Origin of the sequence: Adonisia turfae CCMR0081 (assembly GCF_011009555.1) — a bacterium.
GTDB lineage: Bacteria > Cyanobacteriota > Cyanobacteriia > Phormidesmidales > Phormidesmidaceae > Leptothoe > Leptothoe turfae.
Window position 1 is genome coordinate 686,969 of the sequence record NZ_QXHD01000003.1, and the last position, 16,218, is coordinate 703,186.

Consider the following 16,218-nt stretch of genomic DNA (forward strand, 5'->3'; position numbering starts at 1 on the left):
TTGACGACGGGGGTGAGGTATTGGTTAGAGGATGCGATCTCAAATGGCGTAAAGGTCATCTGCTTTGCGGCGGCGAATCCTGGCCGGGATATTTTCTTGGAGATGCTGGAGGTTGAGTTAGAGCTGCCCAGCGATAAGTTGATCCGCGAGACGATGCAGGCCGAGGCGGAGCGGATGGGGTTGCAGTTGAGTCGGTCTCGGTTGGCGGAGCTGCAGCCATTGGCCGGACGGAATCCGATGCTGGCACGGAAGGTGATCCGTAATGAGCGGCTTGGATTGAATCGGGAGGCTAGCCTGCAACATACTCAGTACGTGGTGATTATGCCGATTTTGATCGCCTGTTTGATGGCGTTTGGAGTGGTGCGATTTATTGGGATGGGGACGCGGAATAAGAGCCTGTATATTTTCGGTGGTGTGGCGTTGATTGCGGGGATGACTTTCAAGCAGGTAGGCCAAGTGAGAGGGGCACGGAAGCGGTTGGGTCAGTAGAGATTTCGAAAAATTAGACCGGATTGGATGGAAATGAGCGATTACTTAAATTCCAAGCTTCATCATCTCCTTCGCACAAACTAGCTCGTGTGTTCCGGTAGGAAAACTGTCGTAGAATTTCTCCTGCAATAAATTGAGCATTCATCAGGAAATTGCCAATTTCTACCCGTTTATATCGCTTCGCATCATAGCGACGCTCTACCAATTTTGGATATCTCTCAACCACTGACACTAGAAGTTGCTGATCGATATCTGGAAAAAATGTGGATACTTTCCTTGCAGTTTTTTCTATATCATGACCATATTTTTTTTGAAGTTTACGATCCAATTCATCTTTCTCAAGACCCTTAAATCGCTCATCCTTAGCTATGAGTGCACCTTTTAGGATTAGTTCACTGGAAATACAACAGTTTTGAATAACAGCGTACTTATCGAACGACCCTAAAGCAATTGCTGCTGCTGCCTCAAGCTGCTGTCTGGCTAACCCCCACCATTCCAATGTTCTTTTGGGAATAGAATTTTCTTCTCTTAATTCGTTGATGCCATATGCAAAATCCATAAGATCAATAAATTGATCGTGGAATCTCAGGACTTCTTTCTTGTCGCTAAGAAATACTTGCTTTTGAATCTCTGTCATCTCTTCTAAAAGGTTAATCGGATCCAAATGAACATATCCAAAAATAAGAGGAATTCTGAGAGGAAAAAAGATATCTCGAAAAACTACTGCCCCTACATGGACAGGAGGCATTTGAAGATCTCTTAATCCGTAAATTTGAGTATAGATTTGTTGAACGGCATCAGAAATTGGGTTGTCATTGATAGAGACACTACAGTGAGGATAAAGGCGCTTTAAAGCTTCTAGCGGTGCCCGACAGGAACGTTGATGAGGGTTAATCCCTTGAGCAATAAGTTCGTTATCGATTTCCAATACTATGTCGAAAAAATTTTCTGGAACTTGCATCAAGGTTTTCCATATCCAGGGTTCAAGCTTACTTGTTGTAGCGTAATCATTTTGAGGGCAGAGCAGTCTAAAGAATATATCCTGTTCGTACTCAAGACAGCTCCTATGATAACGATTACCCACGCTGCAATCGCAACCACCAATTATCCTATTTTCAAACAGCCTGTTTCCGCCACCAGCTAGCTGCGACGGCGAAATCAACCGTATCGGTAATACAGGTCACGCCTGAGCGGGTACCATCCAGATGCTCGTAGTCGGTGGCAGTGGCGGCGGCAAGTTCTTCAAACTCAGTGGTGAGTACTCGGGCTATTTTGCCATCTTGAAAGCTGACGACGATTTCACGGGTATCAGCATCATAATGAGCATCAATGATATCCTCTGGCCTAACCGGGGGGGCGACTACCACCGCATCATGTAGAGTCTGGCTTGTGTTCATTGGGTATCTCCATAAATTGAATCCCAGACTTCCCAGGCTTGATCAAGATTTTGGGCAAGCAGGTTAACGTACTCATCTATTTTAGAGGCTTTGATTTTTCCCGATAGGATATCGGTTTCACCAAATGATTTGTCGTAGTTATCGGGACCTCCATCTTCTCGTCTGCCAAGATAAATGCGCAGTTCCCATTCTGGCCGAGTGGGACTGGGTTTGACATGGACATGGGGTGGATGGTGGTCTCGAGTGTAGATCAGATACAGGACTCCACCGAGTCTAAAGATGGTAACCATGGTGCTTTGGGCAGTGCATTCCAGTGGGAATTCTGACCCTACTGGTTATCTGTAAGATTGTCCATGATGGCAATTACTCATGCTGCGTTGGCAAAGCCTCTCCCCTGGAGAATCGCAACCGCAGGCGTATCCCTATTCCTAGGTACAGCGGCTCCTCTACCGTTAGGGTTGGCAGTATTAGGCTCTCAGCTGCCCGATATCGATACCACCACCAGTCTGATCGGCCAAATCTGCTTTCCCATCAGCTCATGGATTGAAGACCGCTATCCCCATCGATCCATCACCCATTCCTTAGTGGCCACGGTCACGCTCACTGCGATATCCCTAGGAATAGGGTTTGCGCTAGGGGCAATAAAACCATGGCTAGCGTTGCCATTGGGTCATGTGTTGGCCTGCTTTGCCGATTGCTTCACCCGTCAAGGAGTCCAGCTATTTTGGCCGGTTCCAGTGTGGGCCATCAGCATTGGCAATCCTAAACGCAGAATCTGTACAGGTGGCCCCGGTGAATATTGGGTACTCTCCATTGCCATCGCGATTTTGGTCACTGGCCTATGGCTGGCAGGTGCAGGTAGTGTGCAAACCCAGGTAAATCAAGGTTTGGGACTGCGAGATGGTGCGATCGCAACCTATAACCATAATGCAGCCACCGCCGAGGTATATGCCGATATTATCGGCGTATGGAGTCATGACCGTACAGACGCCACTGGCAGCCATTTGATTCTCGGCAATGAAGGCTCGGAATTTATCGTCACAGATGGTCAAGGTGTTTATAAAACAGGTGAAAGTATCATTGCTGAAAAGCTCACGACTAAGGCAGGTGAACTAACACAGCGATCAACAAAGACTCTCACACTGAATGATCAAGACATAGCTACAGCGTTGGGAAATCTGATGAATTCCTATCCTGGTAACAGGATTTATCTCAGCGGTTCGATTGTTGTTGATTTTCCAGAGGAGATCCAGATTGTTAGCGACGGGCGGCAGCTGGAAATCATAGCCGTATCTGGTGAATCCGTGACGCTTATTATCACCTTAGGAAATAGGCGTCCCCTGAGCGGAGTCGAAGGGGGCGCTGGTTGGGGTGTAGCTTCGACTTCGCTCAGCTAGCAGAACATATTGAGCATCCAACTATCTAGACAGCCAACTATTCAAATAGCCGACTAAACCTTCTCCACCCGCCAGGATGTTGCGCGACAAGCTAGAATCCAGGCCGAGCTAGATACCTACGGCCATCTAAAACAGCGCCGCCTGGAAGGGGGCCAATCTTGAACGTCAACCGCGATACCCACGGCATCATTACTAACAAAGACTTAAACGCCCAGGGATAGGTCCGTTAGCATAGACCCACACCCCACAAACTAACCCCATGACCAGCATCACCCTCAACCTTCCTGACACCGCCTTCTCGGCCCTACGCAAAACACCTGACGAATTTGCCCAAGAAATGCGTATCGCTGCCGCTGTCAAATGGTACGAACTGGAACAAGTTTCCCAAGGCAAAGCTGCCGAAATCGCAGGATTAACCCGTGCTGACTTTATCCAGGCACTTTCCCGCTATCAGGTATCCCCGTTTCAGTACACCGAAGCTGACTTAATCCAAGAACTCAATAATGCCGATTAAACACGTCATCATTAATGCATCTCCTCTGATCACTCTCTACAAAAGTAAACTCGCTGACCTATTGCCTCAGCTATTCGGTCAGGTAAGCGTCCCTCCTGCTGTATGGCGTGAAGTAACCGCTTGCAAAAACGACTTCGATTTCTGCGCCAATTTGACACTGGCTCCGGTGACTATACCCAAACCCGCCATCAACTGCTGGATAACTTCACCGTTGATGACATCTTTAACCAAATCGAGCAACGACACAGTCAGGACAGCGGCATGTCTGGTTCGTAAGACTCAGCACTGCTACACAATAGTTCTCAAACCGCTATGGCAATCCCAAAACTAACGGTATCCTAGAGCCAAAGCCAACTTACGTCACGATGAAGCTGCTCGAACTAAAAAAACGAGTTTGGAACGCCTGGACCCGGTTTAACGAGGCCAGTGGTGTGGTGACGCAGTCCAAAAACTACGTTCAAGACGTCAAACAATTTGGGGACCGTCGCTATAAAGTCACCTGGATTAAGGCATTAGCTCATTTCTCTGCCCAGGTCAGCTACGAAAGCTGTTTAGATGCCTACATGCTGGTATTAAACAGTTTTAATTTCACCCCAGACCGTTGGGACTACGAATCTCGTGCCGATATTCTAGATGCGTTTTTGATGTATCCCGATGGTCTAGAGCTAATCAAAACAGGATTAGAACAACTTTTAGGATTTACACCCCAGGAACAGAACAAAGCCCATGGCTTTTTTGAATTGGTGGAAGAACGAGGCACCCAACCAGGAAGAGACCGCCTCCCAATTAGATTTGAGCGGAAACTCACAGGCGCTTATTCCGCCGCGTAAGCGGGTGGATGGGGCCCTGGTAAATCGGCGGTTTAATAAGTCGTTACAAGCTATCTTGTTGTATTCGTGGGGGAGTAGGAAACCTATGGAATATTCCTAGCAGACGTCCTCCAAAAACAGGCTGGCTGATGATTGGTGGAACACTGCTTGTTGGATTACTATCCCTAGGATTTTTTGCAGGCGCTATGCATTTTGGAATCATTTACTCTGCTGAACACACATCTCTTGCGAGTGTTCGTAGCTGTCTCTTTTGAGGATATAACACCTTTATTTTATCAGCCATTATTGGGGCGTATACCTGTTTCTCAGCGATGCGAGCGCGTCAATAAACTCTTTTCACAACAGTAGCTCTAGTCATGATTAAAATTAATCATCAGGTCCAGATACAAGAGTTGCAACAGGTGATGCGCTATATTTTGGCAGCAGCGAACAACGCTCTGGTCATCTAAATACAAAGATAGGGCGTCATGATACTTCGCAACAATTTTCTGTCAAGTTATGTCAATCAACAAAAATATGTCAGCATCCAATTTAATGACAGAGGAATTATTGAAAATTAGCGGTTGCTAAATAGCGATTGCCTCCTTATGCGACCACACAATTCTAACGTTAGTTATCAAACTAAAGAAAATATTTATTCAACTCATGTTTAATTTTACATTAGATATCTTAAATGAATTCATATACGACATAATTAGTGGAAGAAGTGCTGACAATAAAAACACATCCATTCGAACTTTGATATCTCTATATGACTCAATCAAACATATTGAAGTCACATCAGAAAAATTACTCCTAGTATTTGAAAAATATAGCAAATCGCCTCAAAATAATTTTGACGTTTCTATGCTCAGGGTAGCAATTCGAAATTTTTCATCGGTGACATGTGACTTTTCTGAACGCTTTCGAAGAGTTGAGAGATCGCTGCCACTCTCTGCTACAGAATTAACTAAAACCTTTCGAAATATTGGTCATAAAACAGTTACTTGTAGAAGTTTAATAGAAATCACAACTCCTGATATTTGCTTTGATAGTTCATTACCTTTAGCACAGCAAAAGTATCTATTTAGGGCATTAGACTACGCAAAGTATAACTTCTCTACCTATAAGGTTCAGCAACAATGGAGTGAGTTGCTGACACAAGCAAGAGCAGAAAAGAAACCGCTTTGGAAGTTAGATGATGAAGCCTCAAAAGAGGTTAATCAACAAAAATGGACAAGTGAGTCACGCACATACTCACGGTATGAAGGTACACAAAGAGATAACACGATGCGTTACGTCGTTCCCTTGGTGAAAATTAATGAGAATGTAGTAAGAACCGTATTCGGCTTCAAGATTTTAAGTTTTACTGATATTGAGAAATTAAACCAAGAAATTCAAACTGGGAGAGAAGGATTAGAAAGTTTACGAATAAGAATAAAAGAATTAGAATATTTTCTGTCAGAGAACTACAGCATATCCGATTTTTTCTGATACTTTTTTGTAGACGGTAGTGGATAAGCCACATTTGCTAGCGGCACGGCTGTCGGAACCGGCGCTGCGGTTTATTGCGTTGCGGGATGTAGTGGTGCCGTTTTAGGGGTGGGGGTGCATCGCACTTCCCAAAGGCCTTCTGTCCACTTAAGCAGCCGCTGTATAGAAAGGTGATGGTAGTACAGGGTAAACCTTGAAAACATGTCGAAAGACTTTCTCTGCAGTTTCCTTAACCTCGTCGTCGGTATAGCTATCAACAGGTAGGCCAGTCTTATCACTCCACAGAAAATCTTCATTCGCAAATACGGCAATCGCCTCTACAGCGAATACCTCCAATGGCTAGAAGGCCAACACCAAACCCAGCAAAAGTTAGAACCCATCAACCCAGAACCCGAAACCCCAGACCAGCGCCTGCAACGTTACCAAATGCTCTGGCAAAGTCCCACCTGCCGCAAAGGCGTCCGCACCGCCATCCAAAATCACCCCGAATGGCATCTAGAAATCGGCCCTGATGGTCCACGGTTCCAGCAGTCCAAGACCCAAGCCCCATAAAATCCCGTTATCATTTGAAAGCCACATATATCAAGACAACCGACCAGGCCAGTGCTGCGGAGTATCCCATGAATACCCAGCTGATCGACTCCCTCATCCAAGTCATTGAATCCCTCACCCCCGAGGAAAACAAGCTGCTGCGCACCAAACTCCATGCCCGCACCATTCAAAAAACACCTGGCGTCTGTGGCGGCCAAGCCCGCATCCGCAACACCCGCATCCCCGTCTGGACTCTCGTCTCCTTCCATAAACAAGGAGCCGACACCGAAGAACTCCTACGCAACTACCCCAGCCTTATCCCTGCAGACCTCGACGCCGCCTGGGCCTACTATCAAGAAAACCAAAACGAAATCGACCAAATTATCCAGGACGACCTAGTCCATGGTTGATCTCTACTCCAACGAAAACTTCCCCATCGACATGGTGGTCCTCCTCCGCAATCTCGGCTACGACGTCCTCACCTCCTACGACGCAGACCAAGCCAACCAAGGCATCCCCGACGCAGACGTCCTCACCTACGCCACCAAAAATAATAGACAATCCTGTAATGGAACCATCAAGAATGCTTGTTCGTCTTTCCATACAGTTGCTATTTACTGCAAAACAATGCAAAGACTAATAAAGTTTGGCCTAGCTGCTCTTGGAGTAGCTACGGCTAGTGGTTTTTCAACTCAAGCTCAAGCAGGCGTAATTTTTGATAATGGCGTGTTGGGTGATAATGGCTTCCTCGACAGGGGGAGTGTAACTAATGCGCTAATAAGCGATTTTAATTTTGGCGTTTCAGCAGCCGATGATTTCCGCTTAAGTGACGGCAACAACATTATTACGGATATTCATTGGTTTGGCACCTACAATGAAATTCCAGAAGTAGATAACTTTACGATTGAAATCTATGAGGAGGATGCGGCCCCTGGACCTACACCCTTCTTTTCACTCAATCTCGGTGATGTGGGACGACAACAAGAGACTGATCTGCTTTGTTGCGGTCTAAACGGCCTTGATCCTGTATTCAAGTATTCGGCTAGGATTCCAGCTTTAGAACTCACCCCGAATGATACTTACTGGCTTTCGATTAGAAATGTGAATTGGGCCTGGTCTTCTCCCTTTGGTATCCCTGGAAATGCTCATAGCCGACGGGACGGTAAGGAGTGGGTAAATAGTGGTTCAGAAGCAGCTTTTTTCCTGACCGATGATTTTGTGGAGGACGGCCCTACGTCTGTTCCCGAGCCTCTCGGTTTAGTTGGCATGACAATTTTGCCGTTATTAGGGCTGAGCCTGAAACGTCAAAAGTGAGTAAGGTTTCTGTTTCTGAAGACTGCTCAGAATTAATGATGTAATTCGCAGTATATGCCAGAAAATGGGGGACACCGCCGCCACCAGGGGCGTTGGCTCATAAACAGGGGCGTTGGCTCATAAAGGAATAAACAGCATTTCGAGGGAGATGTGTTGCTCTTCGCTAAGCGTTTCTTGATGGCTCTGTTGCTTCATTGGCCACGCAGTTAGTTTTTGCTCTACTTATATTGCTCTACTTATATTTTATCGAGAAGACATCATCGATACTTTCGATGCTGGCAAATTGTGCGGGTAAACGACGCAATCGGAAAAAACAATCCAATACCGCAGAGGATCGGTAAAAGCGATTTTTATTCGCTAGCACGGGGTATGCCTAGACAAGAATGAGATCGCTCAATGACGGCTGGCACTGTTTAGCACGCTACAAGCCATAACAGCAATCCTTAAATTCCAGTCAATACTAGCAAGCTACCCATCTAAAGCAGTGAGCCTGGCTTGCCACGATGTTGCACGTCAATCCATAGCCTTGATGCAAATTTCTAACAAAAGCATTTTGTCAAGTTAATTTGCAATTTGTAATAATTTGCGTTACATTGATTTACATAAGAACAGCCACTTAAAGGACATCGCATTATGTACACCACCATTAACGAATCCGGGCAGCTCAATAACTACGCCACAGAGCCTGAAATGTATCTAGCTTCCTATCCCGCACCTGAGCAACAGCGTCGTTACATGCTCCAGGGGGGTATAGCCGTCTTACTGATCAGCGTACTGATGCTGACTGCACTAGGCGTTAGCTAGATCACGTAAACAGTATTGATAGTCAACGTGTGATTGATAGTCAACGCTTGACTACTTCACGACACACTTTCAAGTAAGGAGACAAAATTATGTTTGGTATCTTATTAGCTGTCATTATTGTTGGTTGGGTAGCCGCATCCATTATTGGAACCCAAGCCTACTTCTTCGGAGAGCAGTCTAAGCCTATCCACGAACGCAACTGGAACTCTGAAGGCTTTGAGAATCTGGCCAAGCTGGTCACCGGTCGGGAAACTGATTTCAACGAACGTGTTTATCAATTTGGTGGTGATGCTTACACTAGCAAAGCTGCTAACAGCTAATTATGCTAATTTCAAGTTTCACTAAAGTTTAGTTTGAAGGGCATTAGCAAACAGGAGATTTCCTGGGCTAATGCCCTAACTTTTTACAGAATGTCAAACAACCTTTAATTTATGATCTGAGGTAGTCGCCTTGGAGCAATGACATTGTAGAAAAAGTGAGCCTGGCTAGTCTTATTCCTTGGACTCACTACAGTGAGTATTCTGATTAGCCATAAGGTTAAGCAAGGATATTAGGTCTCTACAGAAGTTCTTCTAACTGGCCCAGAACAACCTGTCACAGAAATTCCTCAACGATTCGTAGAGTTTGTCTACGGTGAGAGAATGGCATTACTTTTATCAACAATGCCCCTATTCAACTTGAGCTAAGTCAAGACAGTAGACATTGGGAAGGGATGGTACGCCCTGATGATCAAGGCCTTCTGGTAATGACTGACAAGCTTTCCGAGACTATTCTTGGCTTTGTTGCCATGCCCCCTGTGGAGGAGTAATAGTCGCGATATACAGGAGCGCAGGTATCACAGAGCGGGGGCAGTGCGGAGAGCTGGCGACAAACATTATCGGGCGTGGCTCATGCTGGGAGTTAAGCATCGGGCAATGACTGTTCGCCCTTCGTGACCATGAACGCGCTCTACCATGGCAACACTCTCATACCAAAATGTAGAGCCGTGGGGGTCAAGCCAGTGGAGCATCACCCAACGATCAAACTCAAACCCTACAGCCACTAAGCCTGTACCACTGATACCGCTCCAGTCTTCATTACGCTGTAGATAGAACGTTCTCGCATAGCCGGCTGTGGTTAAAGGGACATCCATTGTTTCAACAGTTCGCCCAGGACGTTTATCCTGCATTGCCTTAAAGATTTCAAAGCTAGGAAACACCCCATGACTATGACAAAGACCAAACCAGCTGAGGGCAAACTGACCTGACGGTAATTTTACCCCTGCTGCTATGGGTCTATTGTCCTGGAACACTTGAACGTACTCTAGATGCTGCATAGGGATAGTGCACTCCGAACTCATATCAGATTCACAAACTAGGACAGCAACACTGGCTACCCCAGTTCGTCCCAAAATGCCCATAAAGCGTCAAAACATAACAACTTGATATGAATGAGAATCAAGCTTAAGCATTTCTTTCTACTGTGCTCAATCTAGTAGCCCTCTGAATGCTGGCTCAGAATTTATGGATTGGTACCCATAGTTCACAACATCGGGTATTGCTGAACGCTATAAATAGCAATAGCTATATGCGCAGCCCATGGCTGAAGAGAGTTTTAGCCAAAATAAAACGGTATAGCTTTAATAGCTACACCGTTTTAACTGAAGCTTTGGTCTCAGACTACAGCCTTTGACCTGAATCGGATTTTTTTATCTTAGGCAGCAACTTTTTCCTTGAATGCTTTACCTGCAGAGAAGGCAGGTACTGTTGTCGCGGGGATGGTCATAGTTTCACCAGTCTTGGGATTGCGACCTTCCCGCTGTTTGCGATCGCGAGGTTCAAAGCTACCGAACCCCACTAGGGTCACCTTATCACCGCCGGAAACAGCCTCCATAATGGAATCAATGGTTGCGGATACAACAGCATCTGCAACCTTCTTTGAAACACCGGCCTTTTCAGCCACAGTATCTAACAGTTCACCTTTGTTCATAGCAAGAGAAATCAATACTTCCAGGTATTTTTAGCACAGGTCCAAATCGAACACAAGTACTAAATCAACTAAAACGTCCATGATACAGAGGTTTCCGCATCATAAACGCCTTCGTTTTTTAAACTGAGCCTACATTAGCTCAAATTAAACCGGGGTTTTCTGTAAATCAGGTTTTTCTTCAGGTAATATCGCGCCTTCTACGGGGCAAACCTGCAGACAGATACCACAATCAATGCACACATCGAAGTCGATCCAGTACCAGTCAGTCCCTTTCTTATTTTTCTTGGGACCCTCGTGAATACAGGCTACAGGGCAGGCATCAACACAATCAGCAACGCCTTCACAAACGTCAGTAACAATAGAATGGGCCACGGCGCTCCTTGGAATAATTGTTCTTAAAAACGTACATCCATCCAGGCAACAGACTTGAAGGATCTACGGATAAATAGTTACATTTGTTTATCTTAAAGGGCGATTGGACTGAGTGCTGGGTGAGTTAGGGTTAATCGGTCAACTTCTCTACCTTGACATCCCCTTGAGCTGATACCCATGCAATATTGGCAACTTTACATTCGGTAGCAAATTGACGTAGCTGATCCTCGGGTAGGGATGGATCCAGGCTCAGCTCTACTCGGGTAAGGGTATCTGTCTGCCGCAGGGTTTGGGCATGGGTAATGGCAGCTGCGGCAGCTGAGTGGTTAATGGGAACCACTAGCCACTCACTCTCGGCCACTACAGCGGGTAAGTGTGGTTGCAGAATCTGTTGTAGGGTTTCACCATTGAGCACAAAGCCCACACCTGGATAGGACTTGTGGTCAGGGTGGAAGAGGCTCAGTAAGTTATCATAGCGACCCCCCTGACCTACCACTTCACAGGTATGCTCGGTGCGGACCACCGCTTCAAATACAACACCTGTGTAGTATTCAAAGGTTTGCATTAGGCTCAGATCGAGCACGAGCCGAGGCGGATTCTCTAGGGTGTTTTCCAACAGGTCAATCAGATTCTTTAGAGAGCTGACGCTCTGTCGTTGCTGAGCGCTGAGATCAAGCTGGCTAACTTTAGTCAGCACTGAACGGGGCTCCCCGCGTAAATCCATGATATTGAGGGCTAATGCCTTCAGATCATTGGATAGAGATAGGGTTTCTAAGGTGACCCGATCTAGATTTGCGATCGCCACCTTCACCTGCTGCCGCACCCCAGGCGGAAACGGCTCTAGCAACGAGCTGGTCAAACTCGCTTCACTTAATAACAAATGCCAATGCTCCAGCCCTAATGCCTTCAGGCAATCGGCCATAATCAGCAAGACTTCTACATCGGCCAGGGAGCCGCTCGCGCCCAACAACTCTACCCCCGCCTGGTAAGCCTCATGCTGCCCGCCCTGGCTACCCGTGGACGACCGTCGAAACACATTGGCATGGTAATAAAGCCGCTGGGGGTAGTTACTAATGCGGGTAACTGCAGCCCGAGCAATCGACGCTGTAAGCTCAGGTCGCAATCCCAATCGTTCACCTCGACTGTTGAGCTCGATCACTTCAGACTGTTGAATCGCACCGCCCGCCATCAGTGTATCCATGCTTTCAACGGTCGACGTAATAATCCGTTGATAGCTCCACCGTTGAAAAACGGCCTCAATACGATCTTCAATCCAGCGCTTTTGCGCTACATCTACCGGGAAGAGATCGCGTCCACCCGTGGGGGGTTGGTAGGTCATAGCTTTACTAGCTGCGGTTTCTGAGTGCTATACCAGCTTAAAGCTTTAAGGGGATGACAGACTAGCGCTCCAAACTACTTACGTTTCTTGCCGCCAAACAAACCACCAAACAGGCCACTGCCACCACTGGGCTTTTTAGGTCCCTTACTGGGGCGCTTACCAGTCGAAGGAGCATCCGGGGGAGGATTTCGCCTATTGTAGGTATCTAGTTTCTTTTTCACATCGGCGGCCATCTCGTTACCGGGTTCTAACTCTAGCGCTCGTTTAGCGTGGATACCGGCCATTGTGAGTTGCTTACTACGCATGTACATTCGTCCTAGCTCAGCATGGCATTTGGGATTTTGAGGATGGGCTTTAACGGCTTCTCTCAACTCAATGATTGCCCTTGAGAAATTTCCCTTATACTCAAACTCCTTCGCCCGGTTGATAAAGCTTTCAATCAGCTGGGCACGACGCTCACGGGAAGACATCACCGTTACTGAGCTTTCATCGTTGGCAGCCACTCCACCCTCTTGGGTGGGGGGCTGGGGGTCTTTACCCGCCTCAATTTGACCAGGAGCCCCCCCCTGGCGCATTACATAAATAGCGTTGAGTTCGCTAATCTCACCGATGGCATCAACGACATCCTCCAGGGACTCATACTGTTCAAGAGCCAACGGTTTTAGAGCATTACTATAGGCATATTCAATATTGTTACTACTGGCAACTTTCTTAAGGTGATCTGTGGAAAGTGCCAGCAAAGACGGCTGAGATTGGAGCTGCTGCCCCTTGAGTTTCAAACTCACCTTATGTTCCACTGAGGACTTTTCTTGACTGAGGACCTCATAGGCTGGGTTGACCAGCTTAGATAACAATTCGCTAGCCTGCTGCTTCTGTTCGTCAGTGGCAGTTCGCAAACTATCGGGGTGTAGCTTACGCGCAATCTTGAGATAACGCTTTCTCACCTGCTTCGCATCAGCATCTAGAGGCACCCCTAAAATTGCGTGGTGGTCGACTAGATCTAATTTGAATAGTCCGCGGTTTACCTGCATCTTTGCGATCGCTGTTTGTGACAACTTATTTTAGTTTATTCGTCTTAGCATTTAATACCTGTGATGGGATTGACGCCAAACATATGCAGATTGTGTCTAGAAAAACTCATAAATATGAAGATTAGAAATATGAAGGCATTATGCTGGCTTAAACTGCGGCAGTGGCTGTACCTTGGCCAATTCCTGAACAATCAGCTGGTGCAACGGGCCATTGGTAGCCACCAATCGACCGGAATAAATATCAAAGGGACTGCCATCATAGGCACTTAATTGTCCACCCGCTTCTTCCACTAGGACAGCGCCTGCTGCCAGGTCCCAGGGAGATAACCCCCGCTCCCAATAGCCATCCAAACACCCACAGGCCACATGGGCCAAATCAATGGATGCCGACCCTCCTCGACGCACACCCTGGGTGAGATGGGTTAAGTGACAGAATTCCGCATAGTTATTGTCACTAGTTTCTCTACGATCGTAGGCAAATCCGGTCACCAATAAACTGTCCGACAGCTGAGCCGTCGCCGATACTTGCATGGGCTGACGATTGTGGGTCGCACCCAATCCTTTGGCGGCCCGATAGAGGTCATTCAGAATTGGGTTATATACCACACCCACCGTGGGCACCCCAGCCACCAGCAAACCAATGGAAACCGCACACAGAGGGTATTGATGGGCATAGTTGGTGGTACCATCTAGCGGATCAATGGCCCAGAGAAAACGATTATCACGCTGCCCAAGTTGACCAGACTCTTCGGCCAAAATGGCATGGTCAGGAAAATGACGTTTGATCACGTTCAGTACGTCTACTTCAGACGCCCGATCTGCTTCAGTCACCAGATCGCCGGACCGTCCTTTTTCTTGGACCGATGACAGATTGCCCCAATATTTCTGCAAAACAGCACCACCAGCCATGGCTGCTTCGGTGGCGACATCGAGAAAACGCCGCAAGTCTTCGGGGGCAGGGGTAGTGCTCATGGGTGGTTTTAGGAATTATGGGGTCGGGCTCTGATGCTCTAATGCGGCTCTTGGGAATCGATAAAGGCAGCGATGTCCGGCTTCGCTAATCATCGTCTAATGGCAAGCCAACCCGCACCTTACCTTTGCCAAAGTAACGGCCAAACTGCTGCTCATAGACTTCGTCTTCGTCTTGGGTTTCAACCTCTAGGTCGGTACGAGGATAGCTGACACAGAGAAGGGCATACCCTTTTTCTCGCAAAGCGGGAGATAGGCCCATGGCTTCTGGCTGATCCACTTCCCCGGACAAGATTCGCACAGCACAGGTAGTGCAAGCGCCATTCCGACAGGAAAAGGGGAGATCCACACCCTGATTTTCTGCTGTATGTAAGATGTAGTGATCGTCAGGCACTTGCGCTGTGTAATGGCAATTTTTCTGACGGTGATGGATAGAAATATTGTGAGTTTGGGTCATTGAACAAAAAAAGAAGCGGTGCCTTGCAATCGTCCCATGAAATACGTCCCACTTTCTGTTAGTATATTTTGGCTGCAAGGAATTAATCCTCGTGGCCAAAATATCCCTGGAGAGATGGCCGAGTGGTCGAAGGCGCAGCACTGGAAATGCTGTAATGGGGTGACTCATTCGAGGGTTCGAATCCCTCTCTCTCCGTTGTCTAAATTTTATCTAAATTTGCTTAGTAGTTATCTGCAGGCAATTTCTGTAGACAATTGTAGGCAATTTCTGTCTGTAAACAATTACTGTCGACTTAGCCGATCCAACGCTAATGTCATGCCGCCAAGGGTAATAAGAATAATGCCAGGCCACTGAATTATCTGTAGAGAAGGCTGGTTAATGAGCGTGAATATCGCCAGCAGGGCAGTCACAATCGGGGTAGCCGCAGCGACTAGGGCTGTCCGTAACCCCCCCACGAGCCTTAAGCCCGTGTAGTGGAAAAAGTAACTAACACCAGCCACCAAACCTAAGGCCAAACCACCTAGCACAAACTGACCGGTGAGATCTTGAGTCACGGCCATAGGGCGTATTAATAGAATAATGCTGCTCAGGATAGCCATGATGCAGTGCTGAATCAGGCCAGCCGAGATGGGATGGCTTTGGCGACTATTCAGACTATTGGTGACTACATACAAAGAAAAAGCGACTGCCGACAATAGGGACGGACCGGCATTAGCCAGCGCTAAAGGACGCAGAATTAATACCACCCCCATGGCAATGGCCAACATCACCACGCTTCTCAACAAATTGGGGCGATCGCCATTAAGCCACCACAATAGTGGTACTGCCAATAGTGGATAGGAAAACAACAGTGGCGCTGCCACTGCTGGCCCCAAGGTCGCCGCTGCTTGAAACAAAAAAACTTGGGCAAAAAAGTAAAAGACACCGCCGCCGACCAGGGCAAAAAGTCGTGGCCTTGAGCGGATTGATTGACCAACATCACGCCAAACTGAGCGATATAGTTGGGGGGCTAACAGGGCCAAAATCGGTATCAAGATGACTAACTGTAGCCATAGCAGGGTGTTGGCATTGAAGAAATTAAAGGTGTCAAGACCGGTCAACACCAGGTCAAACGCATTGGCTCCCAGACTCAGTGCCCCCACTAGCACCGTTATTGCGCTAAAGCCGAGGGTGGCGATCCCACAGAGCACCATGCCTTTTTTTAAGGTGCGATCGCGCTTTGGTTCATCCACCAAAACGGGAGCAGGGCCAATAGTCTGGCCATCGTAGGATGGCACCACTCGACGGGTAGCACCGGCCACCTGATCAAGGCGAGGACGCTCTACATAGGCAC

At 47.3% G+C, this 16,218-nt stretch carries 22 protein-coding genes, 1 tRNA gene and 2 pseudogenes; 13 read left to right on the top strand and 12 right to left on the bottom strand.

Translation table 11 applies throughout. The annotated features are described in order from the left end of the window. Nucleotides 1–489 (top strand): annotated as a pseudogene (locus DXZ20_RS03640) (hypothetical protein); the annotation flags it as partial. A 13-nt stretch (nt 490–502) separates the two neighbouring features. On the opposite strand, the gene DXZ20_RS03645 reads toward DXZ20_RS03640, so the two are convergent. From DXZ20_RS03645 to DXZ20_RS03655, 3 genes are all read right to left on the bottom strand, one after another. Next, entirely contained in the window at nt 503–1,450 is a 948-nt protein-coding gene (locus DXZ20_RS03645) for a hypothetical protein (RefSeq protein ID WP_163696464.1), read from the bottom strand. 154 nt (nt 1,451–1,604) lie between these two features. After that, entirely contained in the window at nt 1,605–1,886 is a 282-nt protein-coding gene (locus DXZ20_RS03650) for a hypothetical protein (protein WP_163696466.1), read from the bottom strand. Further along, nucleotides 1,883–2,176, bottom strand: coding sequence for a hypothetical protein (locus DXZ20_RS03655; protein ID WP_163665896.1), 294 nt, complete (start codon nt 2,174–2,176; stop codon nt 1,883–1,885). Before DXZ20_RS03655 ends, DXZ20_RS03650 begins: the two co-directional genes overlap by 4 nt. 63 nt (nt 2,177–2,239) lie before the next feature. Here DXZ20_RS03655 and DXZ20_RS03660 point away from each other — a divergent pair, with 63 nt between their 5' ends. The 6 genes and pseudogenes from DXZ20_RS03660 to DXZ20_RS03680 all read left to right on the top strand — a co-directional run bounded on the left by DXZ20_RS03660 (nt 2,240) and on the right by DXZ20_RS03680 (nt 6,100). After that, nucleotides 2,240–3,283: a metal-dependent hydrolase gene (locus tag DXZ20_RS03660; RefSeq protein WP_250565583.1), complete on the top strand. Its 1,044-nt coding sequence runs from the start codon at nt 2,240–2,242 to the stop codon at nt 3,281–3,283. A gap of 259 nt (nt 3,284–3,542) precedes the next feature. Then, nucleotides 3,543–3,797 carry a UPF0175 family protein gene (locus tag DXZ20_RS03665; protein WP_163696468.1) on the top strand — a complete coding sequence of 85 codons (255 nt, stop codon included), beginning with the start codon at nt 3,543–3,545 and terminating at the stop codon, nt 3,795–3,797. Then, a pseudogene (locus DXZ20_RS38845) lies at nt 3,787–3,864 on the top strand (DUF3368 domain-containing protein); the annotation flags it as partial. The gene DXZ20_RS03665 and the pseudogene DXZ20_RS38845, both read left to right, overlap by 11 nt. Nucleotides 3,865–3,917: 53 nt before the next feature. Continuing rightward, entirely contained in the window at nt 3,918–4,073 is a 156-nt protein-coding gene (locus tag DXZ20_RS03670) for a hypothetical protein (RefSeq protein ID WP_163696471.1), read from the top strand. A gap of 89 nt (nt 4,074–4,162) precedes the next feature. Continuing rightward, a complete protein-coding gene (locus tag DXZ20_RS03675; RefSeq protein ID WP_163696473.1) occupies nt 4,163–4,627 on the top strand; it encodes a hypothetical protein in 465 nt (154 codons plus the stop codon). A 645-nt stretch (nt 4,628–5,272) separates the two neighbouring features. Further along, nucleotides 5,273–6,100, top strand: coding sequence for a hypothetical protein (locus tag DXZ20_RS03680; protein ID WP_163696475.1), 828 nt, complete (start codon nt 5,273–5,275; stop codon nt 6,098–6,100). Between the two features lie 147 nt (nt 6,101–6,247). Here DXZ20_RS03680 and DXZ20_RS03685 read toward each other — a convergent pair whose 3' ends face one another. Further along, nucleotides 6,248–6,436: a hypothetical protein gene (locus DXZ20_RS03685; RefSeq protein ID WP_163696477.1), complete on the bottom strand. Its 189-nt coding sequence runs from the start codon at nt 6,434–6,436 to the stop codon at nt 6,248–6,250. Between the two features lie 90 nt (nt 6,437–6,526). Between DXZ20_RS03685 and DXZ20_RS38150 the strand changes: the two genes are divergently transcribed. The 5 genes from DXZ20_RS38150 (at nt 6,527) to DXZ20_RS03705 (ending at nt 9,069) form a co-directional block, all read left to right on the top strand. Then, a complete protein-coding gene (locus DXZ20_RS38150) occupies nt 6,527–6,652 on the top strand; it encodes a hypothetical protein (protein ID WP_284681652.1) in 126 nt (41 codons plus the stop codon). 68 nt (nt 6,653–6,720) lie between these two features. Then, the gene (locus DXZ20_RS03690) at nt 6,721–7,041 is read left to right on the top strand and encodes a DUF433 domain-containing protein (RefSeq protein ID WP_163696603.1); all 321 of its coding nucleotides are present in this window, start codon (nt 6,721–6,723) and stop codon (nt 7,039–7,041) included. Then, nucleotides 7,034–7,945, top strand: a complete 912-nt coding sequence (locus tag DXZ20_RS38665; protein WP_431732064.1) for a DUF5615 family PIN-like protein — start codon at nt 7,034–7,036, stop codon at nt 7,943–7,945. The genes DXZ20_RS03690 and DXZ20_RS38665 overlap by 8 nt, the downstream gene beginning before the upstream one ends. A 633-nt stretch (nt 7,946–8,578) precedes the next feature. Next, complete coding sequence (psb34, locus tag DXZ20_RS03700; RefSeq protein ID WP_163671300.1) at nt 8,579–8,749, top strand: photosystem II assembly protein Psb34; 171 nt, start codon at nt 8,579–8,581, stop codon at nt 8,747–8,749. A gap of 89 nt (nt 8,750–8,838) precedes the next feature. Further along, nucleotides 8,839–9,069: a photosystem II protein, Psb35-related gene (locus DXZ20_RS03705; RefSeq protein ID WP_163671301.1), complete on the top strand. Its 231-nt coding sequence runs from the start codon at nt 8,839–8,841 to the stop codon at nt 9,067–9,069. 554 nt (nt 9,070–9,623) lie between these two features. Here DXZ20_RS03705 and DXZ20_RS37190 read toward each other — a convergent pair. The 7 genes from DXZ20_RS37190 to DXZ20_RS03740 form a co-directional block, all read right to left on the bottom strand. Then, complete coding sequence (locus tag DXZ20_RS37190) at nt 9,624–10,064, bottom strand: hypothetical protein (RefSeq protein ID WP_250565584.1); 441 nt, start codon at nt 10,062–10,064, stop codon at nt 9,624–9,626. Between the two features lie 377 nt (nt 10,065–10,441). Next, complete coding sequence (locus DXZ20_RS03715; RefSeq protein WP_431732058.1) at nt 10,442–10,729, bottom strand: HU family DNA-binding protein; 288 nt, start codon at nt 10,727–10,729, stop codon at nt 10,442–10,444. A 132-nt stretch (nt 10,730–10,861) separates the two neighbouring features. Next, the gene (locus DXZ20_RS03720) at nt 10,862–11,089 is read right to left on the bottom strand and encodes a ferredoxin family protein (RefSeq protein ID WP_163671302.1); all 228 of its coding nucleotides are present in this window, start codon (nt 11,087–11,089) and stop codon (nt 10,862–10,864) included. 130 nt (nt 11,090–11,219) lie between these two features. Next, nucleotides 11,220–12,428: an ATP phosphoribosyltransferase regulatory subunit gene (locus tag DXZ20_RS03725; protein WP_163671303.1), complete on the bottom strand. Its 1,209-nt coding sequence runs from the start codon at nt 12,426–12,428 to the stop codon at nt 11,220–11,222. 74 nt (nt 12,429–12,502) lie between these two features. Then, nucleotides 12,503–13,459, bottom strand: a complete 957-nt coding sequence (locus tag DXZ20_RS03730; RefSeq protein ID WP_163696479.1) for a J domain-containing protein — start codon at nt 13,457–13,459, stop codon at nt 12,503–12,505. Nucleotides 13,460–13,597: 138 nt separating this feature from the next. Beyond that, nucleotides 13,598–14,431, bottom strand: coding sequence for an inositol monophosphatase family protein (locus DXZ20_RS03735; RefSeq protein WP_163671305.1), 834 nt, complete (start codon nt 14,429–14,431; stop codon nt 13,598–13,600). An 85-nt stretch (nt 14,432–14,516) separates the two neighbouring features. After that, nucleotides 14,517–14,885: a 2Fe-2S iron-sulfur cluster-binding protein gene (locus DXZ20_RS03740; RefSeq protein ID WP_006518716.1), complete on the bottom strand. Its 369-nt coding sequence runs from the start codon at nt 14,883–14,885 to the stop codon at nt 14,517–14,519. A gap of 108 nt (nt 14,886–14,993) precedes the next feature. On the opposite strand from DXZ20_RS03740, the gene DXZ20_RS03745 reads away from it, so the two are divergent. Continuing rightward, a tRNA-Ser gene (locus DXZ20_RS03745) sits at nt 14,994–15,080 on the top strand. 86 nt (nt 15,081–15,166) lie between these two features. On the opposite strand, the gene DXZ20_RS03750 is transcribed toward DXZ20_RS03745, so the two are convergent. Beyond that, nucleotides 15,167–16,218, bottom strand: a 1,052-nt coding sequence (locus tag DXZ20_RS03750; protein WP_250565585.1) for a DMT family transporter, incomplete at its 5' end; no start/stop codon positions are given.

What these genes read in the sequence shown, in the direction of transcription:
- DXZ20_RS38665 (WP_431732064.1), top strand. Translation starts at nt 7,034, where the DNA reads ATGGTTGATCTCTACTCCAACGAAAACTTCCCCATCGACATGGTGGTC.
- DXZ20_RS03690 (WP_163696603.1), top strand. Translation starts at nt 6,721, where the DNA reads ATGAATACCCAGCTGATCGACTCCCTCATCCAAGTCATTGAATCCCTC.
- DXZ20_RS03655 (WP_163665896.1), bottom strand. Translation starts at nt 2,176, where the DNA reads ATGGTTACCATCTTTAGACTCGGTGGAGTCCTGTATCTGATCTACACT.
- DXZ20_RS37190 (WP_250565584.1), bottom strand. Translation starts at nt 10,064, where the DNA reads ATGCAGCATCTAGAGTACGTTCAAGTGTTCCAGGACAATAGACCCATA.
- DXZ20_RS03705 (WP_163671301.1), top strand. Translation starts at nt 8,839, where the DNA reads ATGTTTGGTATCTTATTAGCTGTCATTATTGTTGGTTGGGTAGCCGCA.
- DXZ20_RS03675 (WP_163696473.1), top strand. Translation starts at nt 4,163, where the DNA reads ATGAAGCTGCTCGAACTAAAAAAACGAGTTTGGAACGCCTGGACCCGG.
- DXZ20_RS03680 (WP_163696475.1), top strand. Translation starts at nt 5,273, where the DNA reads ATGTTTAATTTTACATTAGATATCTTAAATGAATTCATATACGACATA.
- DXZ20_RS03735 (WP_163671305.1), bottom strand. Translation starts at nt 14,431, where the DNA reads ATGAGCACTACCCCTGCCCCCGAAGACTTGCGGCGTTTTCTCGATGTC.
- DXZ20_RS03730 (WP_163696479.1), bottom strand. Translation starts at nt 13,459, where the DNA reads ATGCAGGTAAACCGCGGACTATTCAAATTAGATCTAGTCGACCACCAC.
- DXZ20_RS03650 (WP_163696466.1), bottom strand. Translation starts at nt 1,886, where the DNA reads ATGAACACAAGCCAGACTCTACATGATGCGGTGGTAGTCGCCCCCCCG.
- DXZ20_RS03660 (WP_250565583.1), top strand. Translation starts at nt 2,240, where the DNA reads ATGATGGCAATTACTCATGCTGCGTTGGCAAAGCCTCTCCCCTGGAGA.
- DXZ20_RS03645 (WP_163696464.1), bottom strand. Translation starts at nt 1,450, where the DNA reads ATGCAAGTTCCAGAAAATTTTTTCGACATAGTATTGGAAATCGATAAC.
- DXZ20_RS03725 (WP_163671303.1), bottom strand. Translation starts at nt 12,428, where the DNA reads ATGACCTACCAACCCCCCACGGGTGGACGCGATCTCTTCCCGGTAGAT.
- psb34 (WP_163671300.1), top strand. Translation starts at nt 8,579, where the DNA reads ATGTACACCACCATTAACGAATCCGGGCAGCTCAATAACTACGCCACA.
- DXZ20_RS38150 (WP_284681652.1), top strand. Translation starts at nt 6,527, where the DNA reads ATGCTCTGGCAAAGTCCCACCTGCCGCAAAGGCGTCCGCACCGCCATC.
- DXZ20_RS03665 (WP_163696468.1), top strand. Translation starts at nt 3,543, where the DNA reads ATGACCAGCATCACCCTCAACCTTCCTGACACCGCCTTCTCGGCCCTA.
- DXZ20_RS03740 (WP_006518716.1), bottom strand. Translation starts at nt 14,885, where the DNA reads ATGACCCAAACTCACAATATTTCTATCCATCACCGTCAGAAAAATTGC.